We start from the raw sequence: 20836 nt of genomic DNA, 5'->3' as shown, positions 1-20836 counted from the left end.
TGACCCTTTTCCCCCTTGAATTTCTCAAAGTGCTACCCATATAGGTAGTATGCTATTCAAGAATAAAGTCTGTATCTAGTGGTTTATGCTTTAAATACCACTAGACGTAGACACTTGAGGATTGATTACTTTGGAGGAATTGCCCCATGCCTGGCCACCTATTACTACCCTCTGAACCGATTCAACTACCTTTGCTCCCTCTGCGGGATGTAGTTGTATTCCCTCATATGGTGATCCCTTTATTTGTGGGTCGCCCTAAATCCATTAAAGCCTTAGAAGCTGCAATGGAAACCGGCAAGAATGTTCTCTTAGTGGCTCAAAAAGCAGCCGCTAAGGATGAGCCCTCGATTGAAGACCTCTATGAGGTTGGCTGTATCGCCAACATCTTGCAGATGCTCAAATTGCCAGATGGCACAGTAAAGGTACTTGTAGAAGGCGTGCAACGCGCTGAGGTAAGTCAGATTGAAGATAGCATGGGTTACTTCAATTGCGAGGCTACACCAACAGCAATGGATTCTCTAGATGCCCATGAAACAGAAGCATTACGTCGTGCCATCATGGCGCAGTTTGATCAGTACGTAAAACTGAATAAAAAAGTTCCACAAGAGATTTTGTCCTCACTTGGAGGTATTGATGACCCAAGTCGCCTTGCAGATACTATCTGCGCGCATCTTCCAGTTAAGCTTGAACAAAAGCAACGTCTCCTAGAAATGGTAGATGTTGTTCAGAGATTGGAAAGTCTCTTAGCCGATCTTGAAAGTGAGATAGACATCTTGCAAGTAGAGAAACGTATCCGTGGACGTGTTAAGCGTCAGATGGAAAAAAGTCAGCGTGAGTACTACCTTAATGAGCAAGTTAAAGCAATTCAAAAGGAGCTTGGTGAAGGCGAAGAGGGCGCTGATTTAGAGGAGCTAGAAAAGCGCATCAAAGCTGCCAAGATGCCTAAAGAGGCTCTAAAGAAGGCAGAATCTGAGCTTAAGAAACTGAAGCTCATGTCTCCAATGTCGGCTGAAGCGACTGTAATTCGAAACTTTATTGATACCTTAGTCAATCTTCCATGGAAGAAAAAAACAAAGATCAATAATGACCTAACTAATGCTGAAAAAGTATTAGATGAAGACCACTATGGATTAGATAAGGTCAAGGAACGTATTTTGGAGTATCTCGCTGTTCAACAACGCGTTGATCGAGTGAAGGCTCCCATTCTCTGTCTAGTAGGCCCTCCGGGTGTTGGTAAAACTTCCTTGGGCCAATCTATTGCCCGTGCTACAAATCGTAAATTTGTTCGCATGGCCTTAGGCGGTGTGCGTGATGAGTCTGAAATTCGTGGACATCGTCGCACTTACATTGGTTCTATGCCAGGCAAGATTTTGTCTAGCCTTACCAAGGTAGGTGTTCGCAATCCACTCTTTCTGCTAGATGAAGTCGATAAGATGGGTATGGATTTTCGTGGTGACCCAGCCAGTGCTTTGCTAGAGGTTTTAGATCCAGAGCAAAATCATACTTTCCAAGATCACTATGTTGAAGTGGATTTTGATCTATCTGACGTGATGTTCGTTGCTACCTCAAACTCACTCAATATTCCCGGTCCTTTGCTAGATCGTCTGGAAATCATTCGTCTAGCGGGTTACACCGAGGATGAAAAAACCAGCATTGCTGTGAATTACCTTATTCCCAAGCAGATCAAAAATAACGGCCTGAAGATAGATGAGTTAAAGATTGATGATAGCGCCGTAAGGAGCATTATTCGCTACTACACGCGCGAAGCAGGCGTGCGATCCCTAGAGCGTGAAATCAGCAAGATCTGCCGCAAGGTCGTTAAGTTATTACTCTTAAAGAAAGAAGCTGCTCCAATTGTGGTGAATGCAGATAATCTTGAAAAATTCCTCTCAGTTCGGATGTATGACTTTGGATTGGCTGGAAAAGAAAATCAGATTGGGCAAGTAACCGGCTTAGCTTGGACAGAAGTTGGAGGAGATCTCTTAACTATTGAAGCAGCTACCATGCCGGGAAAGGGTGTCATTACCCGTACAGGTTCAATCGGCGATGTGATGAAAGAGTCTGTTGAGGCAGCTCGTACTGTCGTGCGCTCGAGAGCTCGTCGTCTTGGTATTACGGATGAGGCCTTTGAAAAGAAAGATATTCATATCCACTTTCCAGATGGCGCGACTCCCAAAGATGGTCCTTCAGCTGGTATTGCTATTACTACTGCGCTGGTCTCAGTATTTACGGGTATTCCAATCCGCTCTGATGTGGCAATGACAGGGGAGATAACTTTGCGTGGAGAGGTCTTGCCGATTGGCGGCCTAAAAGAGAAGCTTCTGGCTGCCCATCGCGGTGGAATTAAGCTTGCTTTAATTCCCGAGGAAAATGTCAAAGATTTAATTGATATTCCTGATAACGTGAAGAACGCAATTGAAATTGTTCCTGTTCGCTGGATTGATAAAGTGCTAGAGCTGGCGTTGGAGAGAATGCCTGAGGCATTGCCAGACCCAAGCCCTGAAGAGTTGGCTAAAAAGGCTTCAGAAGCCAGCAAAGCGACAGAAAAGGTTTCTTCTGGGGAAGTGCTTAAGCATTAATCTACAAGGGAGTTTCCCGTCGTTTTAATCTAGAGTTTTCAGCTTAAATTGACGGGAAATCATGTTCTTTTTGATGTTTAGGTTACAATCTTGTTTGTAATAATTTGGGGCGCTTAGCTCAGCTGGTAGAGCGTCTGCCTTACACGCAGAATGTCGGGAGTTCGATCCTCTCAGCGCCCACCAAATCTTTACCATTTCCAGCCTTTTCCAGGCAAGCTCACACCTCATCTTCTTCTGCCTAGTAAACTAACGGTTTACTTATTCATTACTAGCGATCTACTCCATGTTTGACACAATCCGCAAGCACCAAAGATTAATGCAGTTCGCGCTGATGTTAGTTATTGTTCCTTCCTTCGCCTTTTTTGGAATATCAAGCTATTCCGAGTTCATGGATAAAGAAACTGATTTGGTTAAAGTGGATGGAAGACCCATTACAGCCCAAGAAGTAGAGATGAGCGCAAAGCGTCAAGCAGAGCGTGCCGGTGGTAATTTGCAAATTGCTCAAAGCTTGCAATTTCGTCAGGCAGTTTTAAATGAATTACTTCAACAGCGCATTCTAGGATTTGCCGTCAATAATTTGCATTTACAGGTAGGTAAAGAGGCGCTGATTAAAAGCCTCCAAAATATTCCTCAAATTAGAGCGCTTTATAAGCCTGACGGAAGTTTTGATGATGCTCGATTTAAGCAACTATTGACTAGTAATGGTCTAAACGAAGAGCAATTTTATGCAAGTCAGGCTTTTGATCTGAAGATAAGTCAGCTCTTAAATTCTGTAACAAGAACTGAGTTAGCTACGCCAAAAATCTCCGAGATCATTTCTACGCTGTATGAAACTGAAAGACAAGTTCAAGTCTTATCATTTAACGCAAAAGATTATTTATCCAAGGTGAGCCCAAGCCAAGATGAGCTCCAAGCCTTCTATGAGGCTAATGCTAAGTTATTTGTAAGCCCTGAATATGTTGATGTGGAATACATTGTCCTAAGAGCTGATCCTAAAGAAGATGCAAAAGTGTTTAGCGAGAAGGCTGATATCTTTGCAAATCTCACATATGATCAATCGGATAGCCTTAGGCCTGCTGCAGATAAGTTGAAGATATCTGTTCAAAGTCAAAAAGGACTAACGCGTAGTGGTTTTATTTCAGGCTCTAAGGATCACCCACTTGCCAATCCAAAGGTAGTTCAATCTTTATTTGGGGATGAGGCAGTAAAAAACAAACGTAATATTGAAGCGGTTCAAGTTTCTCCCGGTGTTTTTGTATCCGCTCGCGTTGTCACATTTCATCCTGCGCAAACTCTTCCATTCAAAGATGTTGCGGCTGAAGTAAAGCGGCAGGTAAGTCAACGTGCTGCTGAAAAATTAGCCATTGCAGCTGCTGCAGAGCGCTATGAATCCTTGCAAAAAGATCCAAGGAATAATGCCGGATTTGCAGCCCCAGTCTGGGTATCGCGTAACAAGCCCTCTAATTTATTAGGTACTGCATTAGATGATGTCATGACTATTAGTGCTGATAAGTTGCCTGCCGTAGTCTCAGTTCCTAATCCTGGAGTTGGTAGTACCTTGTACCGCGTGGACCAAGTTCGTCAACCACCTGGTGGCGATCCAAAGGTTTATAAAGCCCAAGCAGCACAGATCCAGGCTCTTGCAGCCCAGTCTGAATTTGCTGGCTTTATGTCCTTTTGGCGTAACTCTGCGAGTGTTAAGGTAATTAATCCGCTTAAATCAAGCAATACTGGAGCCGGCAGTTAATTCAATTCGTTTTTTACTTGCTGCCTAGTAATTTTTGATAAGGCGTCATTGCCCCCCAGACATTTCTAAAAAGAATTTCCTGAGCCTTTTCATTTGGATGAATATTGTCTGCTTGAAAAAGCTCTTTTTGAGATGCTATTCCTTGCAAAAAAAAGGGTAAGAGTTCAACCCCCTCTTGCTTCGCTAGTTTTAAATAGATGGCCTTGAATTGATTGGTGTAATCCTGACCGTAATTGGGCGGTATCTGCATCCCAAATAACAATACCTTCGCACCAGATTTCTTGCTCTCCTGAATCATCTTACGAAGATTCTTTTCGGTCTGTTCAACTGAAAGTCCTCGCAGGGCATCATTTGCACCAAGCTCCAATAGGACTATCCCAGGCTTTTTCTGTTCAAGAAGAGCTGGCATTCTAGTAAGGCCGCCTGAGGTAGTTTCCCCACTGATGCTTGCGTTAAAGACCTTCCATGGACTAGATTGTTTTTGCAACTGATCTTCCAGGAGCTTTACCCAGCCAGTCCCTCGCGCTAAGCCATACTCTGCTGAAAGACTGTCTCCCATAACCAAAATTGTCGTATTTGCCTTGGTCAATGTCACAATGGACATAAGCAGGCAAAATAGACTGAGAAAAATAAGTCGACTAAATGGGCGGTAACTACTGTATTGATTCATCATCTAAGAGATATAAGTAACGATATTTATGAGTAATCCAATCAAAGTTCTCAGCGCAAATCATTTGAGTAAGCAAGTATCTACCAATGATGGTGATTTAAGTATTTTGCACGACATTTGTTTTGACCTTTATGAAGGCGAGAGTGTCGCCATTACTGGGAGCTCGGGCTCAGGTAAAAGTACTCTATTGGGGCTCTTGGCTGGTTTAGACATACCTACAAGTGGCAATGTCTTTTTAATGGGCCAAGATCTGAATGCCTTAAATGAGGATAGTCGAGCATCCCTGAGGGGGGCTCATGTAGGTTTTGTATTTCAATCATTTCAGCTTTTGCCCCATTTAAATGCATTAGAAAATGTGATGTTGCCTGCAGAGCTCAGGGGTGACTCAAGTGCCAAAGAAAAGGCATCTAAGTGGTTAAATTTGGTAGGCCTAGGTGATCGTCAGAAGCATTTTCCTAAGACCCTGTCGGGAGGGGAGCAGCAGCGTGTCGCCTTAGCGCGCGCATTCATTAATAAACCAAAGATTTTATTTGCGGATGAGCCTACTGGCAGCCTGGATGAGGCTAGCGGCAATAGGGTAATAGACCTACTTTTTGACTTAAATCAGGCCAATCATTCCACCTTAATTTTGGTTACTCATGACCCAGCCTTAGCCAGTCGCTGTCAGCGCCAATTACAACTTCAGGGTGGGAAATTGCTGTAGGCAAAACCTTATAATCTAGGGATGTCTTTTTTCCACTTTTTACCCGGCGCTAATGCGCTTTCCCCGTTCCGTCAACAACGTCTCTTAGCCTCCTTGGCTAGTCAAGGCGTAATGCTTGAGTCAATTGAGGCCCAATATATTCACTTAGTTTGGTCTGAAAACCAACTGACAAATGTAGAAGAGGGTGTTTTAAAGAGCTTGTTGACCTATGGTCAGAAATTTCAATCCAACATTCAGAGTGGTTCAGGCTTGTTTTCAAAGCCGTCTTTAGATGCTGCCATTGTCATTCCTCGCTTTGGAACTGTATCTCCATGGGCAAGTAAAGCTACCGATATTGCGCGTCAATGTGGTTTAGATGTTTTGCGTATTGAGCGCGGCATTCAATTTGCATGGAAGACTAAAAAACCCTTAAACACTGAACAAAATTTACTGGTCATAGCAGCCATACATGATCGAATGACAGAGGTAGTGATTCAGTCGATTGCTGAAGCAGAAGTACTTTATCAGTCATTAGATGATCGCCCATTAAAGCGCATACCAGTTCTATCGCAAGGCAGGGCAGCCTTAGATGCAGCTAATCAAGAATTAGGACTGGCTCTATCCGATGACGAGGTCACCTACCTAACTGATAGTTTTATTCGGCTAGAACGTAATCCTAGCGATGTAGAACTTATCATGTTTGCTCAAGCTAATAGCGAACATTGTCGTCACAAAATATTTAACTCCTCATGGACCATAGATGGTGAGGATCAAGAGCGTTCATTGTTCGCCATGATTCGTAATACGCACCAGTTACATCCTGAAGGGACAATTGTTGCTTACTCTGATAACTCAGCTGTGATGGCAGGTTGTGAGGCTGAAACTTGGGTTCCTCAAGGCACAGATCATCTCTATGAAAAGGATACTCGCTTAGTTCACACCTTGATGAAGGTGGAAACCCACAATCATCCGACAGCCATTGCCCCATTTCCCGGAGCATCAACAGGTGCTGGGGGCGAAATTCGCGACGAGGGCGCAACTGGTATCGGCGGTCGCCCAAAGGCAGGATTGACTGGTTTCTCAGTATCTAACCTGAATATTCCAGGTGTCGATATGCCTTGGGAGTCTGAGGTGTATGGAAAGTCAGAAAGAATTGCGACACCACTACAAATAATGATTGATGGTCCTTTAGGTGGGGCAGCATTCAACAATGAGTTTGGTAGACCTATATTGGGCGGATATTTCCGCGTCTTTGAACAGACTTTAGATGGTGTCCGCCGTGGTTATCACAAGCCCATCATGATTGCTGGCGGGATTGGCAGCATTGACTCCATTCATACAGAGAAGAGACCTATTCAATCAGGCCACTTGTTAATTCAGCTTGGCGGCCCTGGTATGCGTATTGGTATGGGCGGTGCCACAGGAAGCTCTGTTTCGACGGGGACTAATACTGCTGACTTAGATTTTGATTCTGTGCAGCGAGGAAATCCTGAAATGGAGCGCCGTGCACAAGAAGTGATTAATGCTTGTCGCGCAATGGGTGAAAACAACCCCATTGTTTCAATTCATGATGTTGGCGCAGGCGGTTTATCCAATGCCTTTCCTGAACTTGCAGATGGTGCTGGCTTAGGTGCTAAATTTAAATTACGCAGTGTTCCTCTTGAAGAGAGTGGCATGAGTCCCGCTGAAATTTGGTGTAACGAATCTCAAGAGAGATATGTTTTAGCCATTGAAGCTAAAGACTTAGGTCTCTTCAAGTCACTATGTGAACGTGAGCGCTGCCCCTTCGCAGTGGTTGGTGAAGCTACAACGGAGCGCCAACTTCAGCTAGATGACTCAAAGCAGGGTGTTGGAACTGATGCCGCACTACCAATTGATATGCCAATGGAAGTGTTGCTTGGCAAGCCTCCTAAGATGCATCGCAATGTTCAAAGAGAGCTTCAATCATTTGAAGAACTTAATGTTACCGATGTGGATTTAGCCCAAGCAATAGCCTGGGTGCTTCAACACCCTACGGTTGCAAGCAAATCATTCCTCATTACGATTGGCGATAGAACTGTCGGTGGTTTAAACGCGCGCGATCAATTTGTGGGCCCATGGCAGGTGCCAGTCGCAGATTGCGCCGTCACATTAATGGATTACAAGGGCTATCGCGGTGAGGCGATGAGCATGGGGGAGCGAACTCCCGTTGCTGTGATTGATGCACCCGCGGCTGCACGCATGGCTGTTGGCGAAGCAATTACCAATTTATTGGCTGCAGATATAGCTGATATCCGAGAAATTAAACTCTCAGCCAATTGGATGGCAGCCTGCGGCTCACCTGGTGAAGATGCCAAATTGTATGACTCGGTAAAAGCCATTGGCATGGAATTATGTCCAGCCTTAGGTATTTCTATTCCTGTAGGCAAAGACTCTTTATCTATGTCAACGGCCTGGAGTGATGGTGAGCAATCTAAAAAAGTAGTTGCGCCAGTTTCACTGATTATTTCTGCTTTTGCTGCAGTCCAAGACGTCCGTAAAACACTTACCCCACTCTTAAGATTGAAAAATCAGGATGGATCTGGATTGGATACTGAGTTGATTCTGATTGACCTAGGTCGAGGAAAGAATCGTATGGCAGCCAGCATCTTGGCTCAAGTCCTCAATCAATCTGGCAGTAAAGCGCCCAATGTAGATCATCCAGAAGATCTTAAATCGCTTGCTGCGGCAATCATAGCCTTACGTAAAGAAGATAAGCTCCTTGCTTATCATGACCGATCTGATGGCGGCTTGTTAGCGTGCATTGCCGAAATGGCTTTTGCAAGTCATTGTGGTATCTCCATTAACGTCGACATGATTGCAGTGGATTCTGAGCGAGAGCCGGATTATGGCGACGCTAAAAACTGGGCTCAACAAGTATCTGGCCGCCGTCACGAGCAAACATTAAAAGCGCTATTTAATGAAGAGCTTGGGGTAGTTATTCAAATTCGCAGGTCTGATCGAGATGCTGTATTTGCAGTGCTCAGGCAATTGGGCTTAAGTGCATTTAGCCATGTGATTGGTAAACCCAATACCAATGGTCAAATTGAAATATGGCGCGACGCTAAAAAAATATTTGCAGAGCCTCGCGAAGTTCTTCAAAAGATGTGGGCCAATACCAGTTATCAGATTGCTCGCTTAAGAGATAATCCTGCTTGTGCTGATAGTGAATTTGCTCAGCTAGATAATGTTTCGGATGCCGGTCTATCACCAAAGCTTACTTTTAATGCTGCTGAAGATATAGCTGCACCTTACATCAAGAAGAATGTACGACCCAAAGTGGCTATTTTGCGCGAGCAGGGCGTCAATTCCCATGTGGAAATGGCCTATGTCGTAAATTGGGCCGGGTTTGATAGTTATGACGTGCATATGTCAGACCTTTTAGGCGCTAAGGCAAAGTTAGATGACTTCAAGGGCTTGATCGCCTGTGGTGGGTTTAGTTATGGCGATGTTTTGGGAGCAGGCGAAGGTTGGGCCAAAACGATTCTCTTTAACCAGGCACTACGCGATCAATTTTCCAGCTTTTTCCAGCGTCAAGATAGCTTTGCTTTGGGTGTCTGTAATGGCTGCCAAATGATGAGCAATTTAGCGGAGATTATTCCAGGCGCCCAGGCTTGGCCTAAATTTACCCGCAATCAATCTGAACAATATGAGGCGCGTTTGGTCATGGCTGAAGTATTGGCTTCGCCATCCATCTTTACGCAAGGCATGGAGGGCAGTCAACTGCCTATTGCTATTGCACACGGCGAAGGTTTCGCTAACTTTAGCGAGCAAGGAAATTTACAGCAGATTACTCAGCAGGGATTAGCTGCATTAAGGTTTGTTGATAATCAAGGTAGGCCGACCGAAGACTACCCTATGAACCCTAATGGTTCACCTGGTGGCCTTACAGGTGTGACTACCCCTGATGGACGCTTTACAGTCATGATGCCTCATCCTGAGCGTGTATTTAGAGCGGTTCAGATGAGCTGGTGTCCTCCAGAATGGTTAGATACACCCGATGGAGCAAGTCCTTGGTTACGCTTATTCCGCAATGCTCGTCGCTGGGCAAATTAAAGCTAGAAATAATTTATATGGAAGCAGTCACATTTTCTGAGAGCGGAGGGGTTCGCTACCTTCATTTTGGAAGTGAGTTAATTCAGGGTGCGATGCGGATGCGTGATCCTGACGAAATCTATCTTGAATATAACCAGCAAATGATGGCATGGTTATTATTTTTAGAAACCAAACCTGGAATGCGCGTCGCTCAATTAGGTCTTGGGACAGGGGCTTTAACAAAGTTTCAATATCGTCATTGCCCAGCAGTTAAAACTACTGTAGTTGAGCTCAATCCTGCCGTCATCGTTTCTGCACGCAGTATGTTTTTTACTCCTGACGACGATAGAAGATTGGAAACCTTACAAGTAGATGCTAAGCAATTTGTAAAGAGTGCAAAACACCGCTGCCAGTTTGATGCTATTCAGGTCGATTTATATGATGCCATCTGCGATGGACCTTCAGCAAGTTCCCTAGATTTCTACAAAGGCTGCTTTGATATTCTGAAAGCTCCAGGTGTCATGACAGTAAATCTATTTTCACGTCACCCTAGTTTTAAAGTGAATCTAAAAAATATTTGCGAGGCATTTTCGAACAGAGTCTTATTGTTCCCTGAGTCGCACGATTGCAATGTTGTTGCCATCGCTTTTAAAGGACCAAAATTAGAAGTCGAATGGAGTGAGGTTAAGAAGCGAGCCAAACTCATTGCAGAGAAAACGGATCTACCAACAAACAAATGGGTGCCTGGACTTAGTGGTGAAAATGCAAGGCAAGAAAATAAGCTCTCCATTTAATCCTGAATGAGTCAATAAAAAAGGCGATCAGAAGATCGCCTTTTTTACTACCTAAAATTAGGTTTTTAGATTGTTACCGTATCTGCAACATCACTAAACGACTTCAACTTATCAAAGCTCATGTATCTATAAACTTCGCCTGATTTAGCATTCAGAGACTGTACTTGTTCAAGATACTCTGCAGGAGTAGGCAGGCGGCCCAATAATGCGGCCACGGATGCCAATTCTGCAGAGGCCAAATAAACACGCGTATCAATACCCAAGCGATTTGGGAAGTTGCGTGTGGATGTAGATACTGCAGTTGAACCCTTGCGGATTTGAGCTTGGTTACCCATGCAGAGAGAGCAGCCTGGGCTTTCCATGCGAGCCCCTGCAGCACCTAACATGCCGTAGTAACCTTCCTCCATCAAGACCATTGCATCCATCTTGGTTGGTGGGGCTACCCATAAACGCGTCGGCATATCTTTTTTGCCCTGTAGAACCTGACCAGCTGCACGGAAATGTCCAATATTGGTCATGCATGAACCAATAAACACTTCATCGATCTTATCGCCAGCAACTTCAGATAGCACTTTAACGTCATCTGGGTCATTTGGGCAGGCCAGGATTGGCTCTTTGATTTCATCAATATTAATTTCAATGATCTCGGCGTAATCAGCATTGTCATCAGCCTTTAGAAGCTGTGGGTTAGCAATCCAAGCTTCCATTGCCTTAATGCGACGACCTAAGGTACGCTTATCTTCATAGCCATTTGCAATCATCCACTTCATTAAAGTAATGTTGGACTGCATGTACTCAATGATGGGCTCTTTGTTCAGATGAACTGTACAACCACCAGCAGAGCGCTCTGCTGAAGCATCGGAGAGCTCAAATGCTTGCTCGACTTTTAGGTCTGGGAGGCCTTCGATCTCCAAAATACGTCCTGAGAAAATATTTTTCTTTCCTTGCTTCTCAACAGTGAGCAAACCCTTTTTAATGGCATACAAAGGAATTGCATTCACCAAATCGCGCAATGTAATACCAGGCTGCATTTTTCCTTTAAAGCGAACAAGCACTGATTCAGGCATGTCTAAAGGCATAACGCCTGTAGCAGCGGCAAACGCTACTAGACCTGAACCAGCAGGGAAGGAGATCCCAATAGGAAAACGAGTATGGCTATCACCACCAGTACCGCAGGTATCTGGAAGCAATAAACGATTCAACCAACTATGAATGACGCCATCCCCTGGGCGTAATGCAACGCCACCACGATTCGTCATGAAGGGTGGTAATTCATGTTGCGTACGAATATCTACAGGCTTTGGATAGGCAGATGTATGGCAGAAGGACTGCATCACTAGATCAGATGAGAAGCCTAAACAAGCCAGATCTTTCAATTCATCGCGAGTCATTGGACCGGTCGTATCTTGTGATCCAACTGTCGTCATGCGTGGCTCACAGTATGTACCTGGACGTACGCCTTGACCCTCTGGCAAGCCACATGCGCGACCGACCATTTTCTGAGCCAAGCTGAAACCTTTTTTATTATCTGGAGGACTTACTGGTACGCGGAACTCTGTTGAAGCAGGTAGGCCAAGTGCAGCACGAGCCTTAGCTGTTAAACCACGACCAACGATCAGAGGAATACGACCTCCTGCACGTACTTCATCCAAAATTACTGGTGACTTAAGGGCAAAGCTGGTAATTTCTTTTCCATTCTTAAACACCTTGCCTTCATAGGGACGTAATTCAATCTCATCCCCCATATTCATTTGAGAAACATCTAACTCGATTGGTAATGCACCAGAATCTTCCATAGTATTAAAGAAGATAGGAGCAATATTTCCACCAAGACAAACGCCACCAAATCGTTTATTTGGTACGAATGGAATATCTTGTCCAGTCCACCAGAGCACGGAGTTTGTAGCTGATTTACGTGAAGAGCCGGTTCCGACTACGTCACCAACATAGGCAATTTGATTCCCTTTTTTCTGCAAAGCATCGATCTGCTTCATTGGGCCGCGAACTCCTGGCTCATCAGGCTCAATACCAGGACGAGGATTTTTTAGCATGATCGTCGCATGCAGAGGAATATCAGGGCGGCTCCAAGCATCAGGCGCCGGAGAAAGATCATCGGTATTGGTTTCACCCGTGACTTTGAAAACTGTCAGCTTCATATTTTCAGGAACGGCTGGGCGACTCGTAAACCATTCAGCATCTGCCCAGCTCTGCATTACAGCTTTAGCGTTGGCATTACCTTTTTCTGCAAGCTCTTGAACATCATTGAAATAATCAAACATCAAGAGTGTTTTCTTTAGAGCCTCAGCTGCGGTCGCTCCGCATTCTGCATCTGATAACAGCTCAACCAATGGCTTGATGTTATAGCCACCAAGCATTGTTCCTAAAAGCTCAGTTGCTTTTAGCTTTGAAATTAAAGGTGACTTTTCAGTTCCTTTGGCAATGGCGTCTAAAAATTCAGCCTTTACTTTTGCCGCTTCATCAACACCAGCTGGGACACGATTGCTAATAAGCTCAACTAGTTCAGTCTCTTTGCCGGCAGGAGGGTTTTTTAGCATTTTCACCAATTCAGAGGTCTGATCCTTGGTAAGTGGGAGCGCTGGAATTCCAAGGGCTGCGCGTTCGGCAACATGGGCGTTATAAGCTTCAAACATGATATTTCCTATGAGGTAAATGTGTTCAAGAGAAAGGCCAAATAGGGATTTTCTCCCGATTTCCCCAATTATAGTTACTAAATTGAGTCTTATATAAGAGTTTAAACCCTTAAAAATGTCATTCTTAGTGGAAAAGGCCTAAATTTGGATTTTTAGCGTAATAAATACGCCCCTCAAATGATGCGCTCCTCCTTTAGGGCCCATACGAGTGCGACCACCCAACCAATTAAAGACCAGCCTAAAAAGAGGTTCAGGGCAAAAATAGCCCCAGTATTTGCGCGCTTTTTATTGAAAGCGATCGCAAAAGGGAGGAAATAGAAAATGGATAAAAGGGTAATTAATACTGCAAAAAAGAGGCGCATATATACAAAAGAGGGGTGAAGTAATGGGATGGAACTGAAATAGTACTGATTTTGAAATATTTCTGCTTCCCTTAGGTGTCGTTATAATTACTTTTTCCAACAGAGCTTAAGCGATGACCAAATACGTTTTTGTCACTGGTGGTGTGGTTTCTTCTTTAGGGAAAGGAATCGCAGCTGCCTCGCTTGCCGCGATTCTCGAATCACGCGGCCTGAAAGTCACCCTCCTAAAATTAGACCCTTACATCAACGTCGATCCAGGCACTATGAGCCCGCTTCAACATGGCGAGGTTTTTGTTACTGAAGATGGGGCGGAAACTGACTTGGATCTTGGTCACTACGAACGCTTTGTTTCAGCGAAGATGCGTAAAAGCAATAATTTTACTACTGGCCAAATTTACGAGTCTGTTATTAGTAAAGAGCGTCGTGGCGAATATCTTGGCAAAACAGTTCAGGTAATTCCGCACATTACAAATGAGATTCAAGCTTTTGTAGAGCGTGGTGCAAAAGCCAGTCATGAAGGAAAAGCAGATATTGCAATTTGTGAGATTGGCGGTACTGTTGGTGATATTGAATCTCTACCATTTTTAGAAGCAGCTAGACAGATGAGTCTGCGCCTTCCCTTGCATGGTTGCGCCTTTGTTCACTTGACTCTAGTGCCCTATATTCATAGTGCCGGGGAATTAAAGACTAAGCCAACTCAGCATTCTGTGCAAAAGCTACGTGAAATAGGCATCATGCCCACCGTTTTGTTGTGTCGTGCAGATCGCCCAATTCCTGAAGACGAGCGTGCCAAGATTTCTTTATTTTCTAATGTTCGTGAAGAAGCGGTAATTTCCGTTTGGGATGTTGATACGATCTATAAGATTCCAGAAATGCTCCATGCTCAAGGTATGGATGACTTGATTTGTCGTGAGTTAGAAATTAAAGCAAAGCCAGCAGACCTCTCTGTCTGGGCAAAATTGGTATACGAGCTAGCCAATCCAAAACACGAAGTTACCATCGGTATGGTGGGTAAGTATGTGGAGTTAACAGAGTCTTACAAGTCCTTAATTGAAGCTCTGCGCCATGCGGGAATTCATACACACACCAAAGTCAATATTAACTACATAGACTCGGAAGTGATTGAAAAAGATGGGGTTGACTGCCTAACTAAATTGGATGCAATCCTTGTTCCTGGCGGCTTTGGTAAGCGTGGTACTGAAGGAAAAATTGCTGCCATTCGCTATGCCCGTGAAAATAACGTTCCCTATCTTGGTATTTGCTTGGGTATGCAATTAGCGGTTATTGAATTTGCACGCCATGTGGCTAATATTTCAAAAGCAAACAGCACAGAATTTGATCCGCTAACAGAAAACCCAGTGGTTGCGCTTATTACCGAGTGGATGGACCGCGAAGGGAATGTCGAAAAGCGCACCAATGATTCTGATCTGGGCGGCACAATGCGCTTGGGATCGCAGCGCTGCCCAGTTAAAGCTGGTACGTTAGCGAACCGTATCTATGGCGCCGAAGTCAATGAACGTCATCGCCATCGCTATGAAGTGAATAACACCTATGTTCCGAAACTTGAGCAATCTGGCTTAATTATTTCTGCAAGGACGCCAAACGAATTCTTGCCTGAAATGATGGAGCTTCCAGAATCCTTACATCCATGGTTTTTTGGCGTTCAATTCCATCCTGAATTCACATCAACCCCACGCGATGGACATCCTTTGTTTTCTGCATTTATTCAAGCAGCCCTTGAACACCAAAGCGTTTCTCTCAAGCAGCTTGCTTAAGCCAATTTATGAATAATTTTAAATTATGCGGATTTGATGTTGGTCTAAATCAACCATTCTTCTTGATTGCAGGCACTTGCGTTATTGAATCTGAGCAATCAGCTATTGACGTTGCTAGCCAACTTAAAGAAATTACTAGCGCTCTAAAAATCCCATTTATTTATAAGTCTTCTTTTGATAAAGCGAATCGCTCATCAGGTAAATCATTTCGTGGCTTAGGAATGGAAAAAGGCCTAGAAATTTTGGCTAAGGTAAAGCAAGTGGTTGGCGTACCAGTATTAACTGATGTACATGATATTAGTGAGATTAGCGCAGTATCTAAGGTGGTAGACGTGTTGCAGACACCAGCATTTTTATGTCGCCAAACTGACTTTATTCATGCTTGCGCGCAAAGCGGCAAACCCGTTAACTTCAAAAAAGGGCAATTTCTATCTCCTCAAGAAATGCTTAACGTGGTTGAAAAGGCCAGAATGGCAGCTGCAAAGGCTAATCTTCCAGATCAGTTTATGGTCTGTGAGCGTGGGGCTTCCTTTGGCTACAACAACCTTGTTTCAGATATGCGGAGCCTTGAAATACTGCGCGCCTCTAAAGCACCCGTTGTATTTGATGCCACACATTCTGTTCAACTACCTGGCGGTCAAGGTAACTCTAGTGGGGGGCAACGCGAGTTTGTGCCCGTATTATCTCGGGCAGCTGTTGCTGTCGGTATCAGCGGTTTATTTATGGAAACCCATCCAGACCCTTCAAAAGCACTCTCTGACGGGCCAAACGCCGTGCCATTAAATCGAATGAAGGAATTGCTTGAGTCCCTAGTTGCCATCGATACAGTTGTGAAGAGAGATGGCTCGTTCTTAGAAGATAGTTTTAAATAATTAAGTGATTTAGTTTAATTAACCCCATTTCATATTGTTTTAAGGAGAAGGTGCATGAGCGCCATTGTTGACATCATCGGTAGAGAAGTTTTGGATTCACGTGGAAACCCAACGGTTGAGTGCGATGTTTTGCTTGAATCAGGCGTTATGGGTCGTGCTGCCGTCCCTTCTGGGGCATCTACCGGCTCTCGTGAGGCGATCGAATTACGTGATGGAGATAAGTCTCGCTATTTGGGTAAGGGCGTTCTAAAGGCCGTTCAAAATATCAATATAGAAATTGCTGAATCCATATTGGGTCTTGATGCTAGCGAGCAGGCATTCTTAGATCACACTTTGATTGAATTAGATGGCACTCACAATAAGGCACGCCTTGGTGCTAATGCTACGTTAGCTGTCTCAATGGCCGTAGCAAGGGCAGCCGCTGAAGAGGCTGGCTTGCCTCTATATCGATATTTTGGCGGATCTGGAGGCATGCAATTACCAGTCCCCATGATGAATATTGTTAATGGCGGCGCGCATGCTAATAACAGTTTAGATATTCAAGAATTTATGGTGATGCCTGTAGGGGCTAAAACTTTCCGTGAAGCATTGCGTTGTGGTGCAGAAATTTTTCATGAATTAAAAAAAATCTTGAGTACACAAGGTATGCCAACATCCGTTGGTGATGAGGGTGGTTTCGCTCCCAATTTTAAGAGTAATCATGAATGCCTCCAAACCATTTTGAAGGCAATTGAAGGCGCCGGATACCAGGCTGGTGAAGATGTCCTGCTGTCCTTAGATTGTGCAGCTAGTGAATTTTATAAAGACGGTAAATATCATCTGTCTGGCGAAGGCTTGCAACTTAGCTCCAGCGAATTTTCAGACTACTTGGGTCAATTAGCGGATCAATTTCCTATCGTATCGATTGAAGATGGTATGCATGAAAGTGACTGGGATGGATGGGCTGACATCACTAAGAAGCTAGGTAAAAAGATTCAATTGGTTGGAGATGATCTTTTTGTTACCAATACTCGGATCCTAAAAGAGGGAATTGATAAAGGTATCGCTAACTCAATTCTGATCAAAATTAATCAAATTGGAACCCTAACCGAGACTTTTGCTGCTATTGAAATGGCAAAACGCGCCAATTACACGGCAGTGATTTCTCATCGCTCCGGTGAAACAGAGGACAGTACTATTGCCGATATTGCAGTTGGTACCAACGCTGGACAGATTAAAACAGGCTCACTTTCTAGATCTGATCGCATTGCTAAATATAACCAACTCCTTCGTATCGAAGAGGACTTAGGTGATGTAGCAACTTATCCAGGCAAATCGGTTTTCTACAATCTCAAGCACTAGATTACGCTTACAGCCGATTAAATTATGCGGATAGTTATCTACTCAATGTTGCTGCTATTGATTGCTATTCAATACCCATTATGGCTAGGTAAGGGCGGCTGGATCAAGGTTTATGAGATGGAAAAGCAAGTAGAGCTTCAAGAGGCTAAAAATAGTCTCTTGGCTCTGCGTAATGCTAAGTTAGCAGGTGATGTCAAAGACTTGAAGGATGGCACCCGCGCTATCGAAGAGCGCGCTAGAGTAGAGCATGGCTTGATTAAGGAAGGTGAATTTTTTGTTCAAATTCTGCCTGCTGATAAAGCTGCCGCCGACACCTCTGGTGATGGTTTAAAGCAAGCAAACACAAAGCAATAATAGGGAGTCTAGTGGCCTCGGGACGGCGGTCTAGTTGCATCGCTGAGCAGGTCCGTCTTGAATACTTGCTGGCAATCAACTGCATCAAAACGATACGGTTTTGCACAGAAATCACATATCGTTTCTACAAGTCCTTGTTCGGCCAATATGCTTTGCACTTCCTGCTCTCCAAGCATTCTTAGGACGTCAGCGACTTTAGTACGCGAGCAACGACAGGCAAAATGAATCTGTCTAGGGGGAAAACTGCGAACGCCATTTTCAGTAGATTCTTCCAAGAATAGTCTGCGCAAAATAGTGGAGGGCGGTAGTGTTAGCAACTCTTCATCAGTAATAGTTTCACCAAGAGTCTGTATTCTTGTCCAGCCCTCAGCGGCAATCTGAGGATCTAGATGTGAATGGCCACCAGAGTCAGGCAGGCGCTGTAATAACAACCCGCCAATATTTGTTTCGTTTGAGCTTAACCAAATACGGGTATCTAACTGCTCAGAATTTTTCATATACAGCGCAATTGCTTCTGCAGCACTTATTACTGGTTTAACTGCCGCTCCTTGATGCTCTTGCAAAGCCACTATCCCTTGATATGGGGGGTGTCCTGGCTCTCTATCAGCAGGATCGAGGGTGATGACCAATCTACCAGTTTTATTGGCATCCAGAAGTTCGCCTAAAGTGGCATTTGGCTTGATAGCTTCGGGATCCACTGACAACTTTACTGTGGCGCGTATGGATAAATCAGAGCGGCACTCCACTACCAGTAGCTGAATTGGGCCACTACTTTGTGCTTGAATGATCAGGGTGCCGTCAAACTTTAAACTAGCAGTGAGCAGGGTGGCTGCACCGACAAAATCGCCTAAGATTTTACGAACTGGAGCAGGGTCATTTCGGCGCTCTAAAACCGCTTGCCAAGCACTGCTAATGGAGACTATTTCACCCCTTACCGGGGCTCCATCACACATAAATACGAGTAATTCATTCATAGGACAAAGTATCCACTTTTTTTGAATTTGCCGTCAAATATCCCAACCTGAGATAATGTAGCTTATGCATATTCGTACTCGTTTCGCCCCAAGTCCCACGGGCTTTATTCATCTGGGAAATCTTCGCAGTGCTCTATACCCATGGGCATTTGCTCGCCACAATCAAGGTGACTTCATCCTGCGGATTGAAGATACCGATTTAGAGCGCTCAACACAAGAAGCGGTAGATGTCATCATTGAAGGCATGGCTTGGCTAGGCCTCGATTTAGATGAGGGTCCAATCTACCAAATGCAAAGGATAGATCGCTACCGTGAGGTAGTAAAACAAATGTTGGAAGCTGGATTGGCTTATCCCTGCTACATGAGTGAGGATGAACTCAATAAGCTTCGCGATCAGCAGATGGCAAATAAGGAAAAACCTCGCTACAACGGTCTATGGAGACCTGAACCAGGAAAGATACTTCCGCCTGCGCCAGAAGGCGTGCTTCCTGTCATTCGTTTTAAAAATCCAATTGGCGGCTCCGTCATTTGGAATGATGCCGTTAAAGGCAAAATCGAAATCAGTAACGATGAATTAGATGATCTGGTGATTGCTCGTCCTGATGGAACGCCCACCTATAACTTTTGCGTAGTGGTTGATGACCTAGATATGAAAATCACTCATGTCATTCGTGGAGACGATCATGTTAACAACACGCCAAGACAGATCAACATTATGAAGGCCTTGGGTGGTGTTCCCCCTGTATATGCCCATCTCCCAACCGTATTAAATGATGCCGGTGAGAAGATGAGTAAGCGCAATGGAGCGATGAGCGTACGTGATTATCAAAAAGCGGGATATTTACCGGAGGCGATTCTGAACTATCTTGCGAGACTGGGTTGGTCACATGGAGATGCTGAAGTGTTTTCGAAGGAGCAATTTGTCCAGTGGTTTGATTTAGATAGCTTAGGTAGATCACCTGCGCAACATAACCCTGAAAAATTGCTTTGGTTGAATCACCAATACATCCAAAATTCTGATCCTATGCAATTGGCAGAGCTTACTAAGCCATTCGCATACCAACTTGGAATTGATACAGAAAATGGCCCCGATTTTGTACAGGTAGTTAGTCTATTAAAAGATCGTGCCAATACCTTAATTGAAATAGCGGAAGGGGCAAAGCTTTTTTATTCACCTGCACCTGAACACAATGCAGAACAAATTGCTCAAAATATCCCAGCAGCTATTGTTCCTGCATTAAAAGATTTAATTCATGTTTTAAAAGTAACAGACCACAATAAAGAAGCTTATAGCGCCGCCTTTAAGCAAGTTTTGACTCAGCATCAAATCAAAATGCCTGCGCTGGCAATGCCTGTTCGCTACGCTTTATTTGCTACAACCCAGACACCGGCTATTGACTCAGTCCTAGTTGTTTTAGGCAAGGATGAGGCTGTTAATAGGCTTTCCAAGGTGATCCACTAGCCAATTTGCGTGCCTGCACAAAAATAGGCTAAAATCTTGGATTGTTTTGAGTGTCTTGTAGTTTTATAGCGAGATTTCGGGGGTATAGCTCAGCTGGGAGAGCGCTTGCATGGCATGCAAGAGGTCAGCGGTTCGATCCCGCTTATCTCCACCAAGCATTTAAAATAGTTGTAAATTGCAGTAGTCCAGGTCCCCATCGTCTAGAGGCCTAGGACATCACCCTTTCACGGTGAGTACGGGGGTTCGAATCCCCCTGGGGACGCCAGATTTTTTTGGTCAGCTTTATAAGTAGTTCTCGTTGTAATTTGGAGCGGTAGTTCAGTTGGTTAGAATATCGGCCTGTCACGCCGAGGGTCGCGGGTTCGAGTCCCGTCCGCTCCGCCAGATTAAATGAGGTACGTACCGGACACATGCTTTACGTCCGGTACCGACCACATGGTTTTCACCTTTACCAATCACATCCCCAATACTTTGGGACCAAATGGATTTTCTAGGGCTTGTACCCGCGAAGACTCCATAT

The 20836-nt window shown here is 44.5% G+C and carries 14 protein-coding genes and 4 tRNA genes; 14 read left to right on the top strand and 4 right to left on the bottom strand.

Annotation, left to right across the window (positions count from 1 at the left end):
* Positions 1-146 precede the first annotated feature (146 nt).
* From lon to ICN41_RS00080, 3 genes are all read left to right on the top strand, one after another.
* A complete protein-coding gene (lon, locus tag ICN41_RS00090; protein WP_216290794.1) occupies positions 147-2579 on the top strand; it encodes an endopeptidase La in 2433 nt (810 codons plus the stop codon).
* Positions 2580-2686: 107 nt separating this feature from the next.
* Positions 2687-2762 (top strand) — tRNA-Val (locus ICN41_RS00085).
* Positions 2763-2862: 100 nt separating this feature from the next.
* The gene (locus tag ICN41_RS00080) at positions 2863-4326 is read left to right on the top strand and encodes a peptidylprolyl isomerase (RefSeq protein ID WP_216290793.1); all 1464 of its coding nucleotides are present in this window, start codon (positions 2863-2865) and stop codon (positions 4324-4326) included.
* A 13-nt stretch (positions 4327-4339) separates the two neighbouring features.
* Here the strand turns inward: ICN41_RS00080 and ICN41_RS00075 are convergent, their stop codons facing one another.
* Positions 4340-4930, bottom strand: a complete 591-nt coding sequence (locus tag ICN41_RS00075; protein ID WP_255537822.1) for an arylesterase — start codon at positions 4928-4930, stop codon at positions 4340-4342.
* 94 nt (positions 4931-5024) lie between these two features.
* Between ICN41_RS00075 and ICN41_RS00070 the strand changes: the two genes are divergently transcribed.
* Genes ICN41_RS00070 through ICN41_RS00060 form a run of 3 tightly spaced genes read left to right on the top strand, consistent with a single transcriptional unit; the run spans position 5025 to position 10525 of the window.
* Positions 5025-5699, top strand: a complete 675-nt coding sequence (locus tag ICN41_RS00070) for an ABC transporter ATP-binding protein (protein WP_216290791.1) — start codon at positions 5025-5027, stop codon at positions 5697-5699.
* Between the two features lie 21 nt (positions 5700-5720).
* Entirely contained in the window at positions 5721-9752 is a 4032-nt protein-coding gene (gene purL / locus ICN41_RS00065) for a phosphoribosylformylglycinamidine synthase (RefSeq protein ID WP_216290790.1), read from the top strand.
* A gap of 17 nt (positions 9753-9769) precedes the next feature.
* Entirely contained in the window at positions 9770-10525 is a 756-nt protein-coding gene (locus tag ICN41_RS00060) for a spermidine synthase (RefSeq protein ID WP_216290789.1), read from the top strand.
* Positions 10526-10590: 65 nt separating this feature from the next.
* Here the strand turns inward: ICN41_RS00060 and ICN41_RS00055 are convergent, their stop codons facing one another.
* Positions 10591-13176 (bottom strand): bifunctional aconitate hydratase 2/2-methylisocitrate dehydratase, encoded by a 2586-nt coding sequence (locus ICN41_RS00055; protein ID WP_216290788.1) that lies wholly within the window; start codon positions 13174-13176, stop codon positions 10591-10593.
* A 173-nt stretch (positions 13177-13349) separates the two neighbouring features.
* Positions 13350-13538 (bottom strand): superinfection immunity protein, encoded by a 189-nt coding sequence (locus ICN41_RS00050; RefSeq protein ID WP_216290787.1) that lies wholly within the window; start codon positions 13536-13538, stop codon positions 13350-13352.
* 113 nt (positions 13539-13651) lie between these two features.
* Here ICN41_RS00050 and ICN41_RS00045 point away from each other — a divergent pair, with 113 nt between their 5' ends.
* Genes ICN41_RS00045 through ftsB form a run of 4 tightly spaced genes read left to right on the top strand, consistent with a single transcriptional unit; the run spans position 13652 to position 17880 of the window.
* Positions 13652-15313, top strand: a complete 1662-nt coding sequence (locus tag ICN41_RS00045; protein ID WP_216290786.1) for a CTP synthase — start codon at positions 13652-13654, stop codon at positions 15311-15313.
* Between the two features lie 8 nt (positions 15314-15321).
* Entirely contained in the window at positions 15322-16185 is an 864-nt protein-coding gene (gene kdsA / locus ICN41_RS00040; RefSeq protein ID WP_216290785.1) for a 3-deoxy-8-phosphooctulonate synthase, read from the top strand.
* A 54-nt stretch (positions 16186-16239) separates the two neighbouring features.
* Positions 16240-17526 (top strand): phosphopyruvate hydratase, encoded by a 1287-nt coding sequence (gene eno, locus ICN41_RS00035; protein ID WP_216290784.1) that lies wholly within the window; start codon positions 16240-16242, stop codon positions 17524-17526.
* 24 nt (positions 17527-17550) lie between these two features.
* Positions 17551-17880 carry a cell division protein FtsB gene (ftsB, locus tag ICN41_RS00030; RefSeq protein ID WP_216290783.1) on the top strand — a complete coding sequence of 110 codons (330 nt, stop codon included), beginning with the start codon at positions 17551-17553 and terminating at the stop codon, positions 17878-17880.
* Positions 17881-17888: 8 nt separating this feature from the next.
* Here the strand turns inward: ftsB and ICN41_RS00025 are convergent, their stop codons facing one another.
* On the bottom strand, positions 17889-18854 hold the full coding sequence (locus tag ICN41_RS00025; protein ID WP_216290782.1) for an Hsp33 family molecular chaperone HslO: 966 nt from the start codon (positions 18852-18854) through the stop codon (positions 17889-17891).
* Positions 18855-18918: 64 nt separating this feature from the next.
* Between ICN41_RS00025 and gltX the strand changes: the two genes are divergently transcribed.
* The 4 genes from gltX (at position 18919) to ICN41_RS00005 (ending at position 20700) form a co-directional block, all read left to right on the top strand.
* Complete coding sequence (gene gltX, locus ICN41_RS00020) at positions 18919-20316, top strand: glutamate--tRNA ligase (protein ID WP_216290781.1); 1398 nt, start codon at positions 18919-18921, stop codon at positions 20314-20316.
* Positions 20317-20394: 78 nt separating this feature from the next.
* Positions 20395-20470 (top strand) — tRNA-Ala (locus ICN41_RS00015).
* 35 nt (positions 20471-20505) lie between these two features.
* A tRNA-Glu gene (locus tag ICN41_RS00010) sits at positions 20506-20581 on the top strand.
* A gap of 42 nt (positions 20582-20623) precedes the next feature.
* Positions 20624-20700: transfer RNA gene (locus tag ICN41_RS00005), tRNA-Asp, on the top strand.
* Positions 20701-20836 lie beyond the last annotated feature (136 nt).

Source organism: Polynucleobacter sp. 15G-AUS-farblos (genome assembly GCF_018882445.1).
In the GTDB taxonomy this organism is placed as follows: Bacteria; Pseudomonadota; Gammaproteobacteria; order Burkholderiales; family Burkholderiaceae; genus Polynucleobacter.
This window is presented reverse-complemented; position numbering and strand designations above follow the sequence as displayed.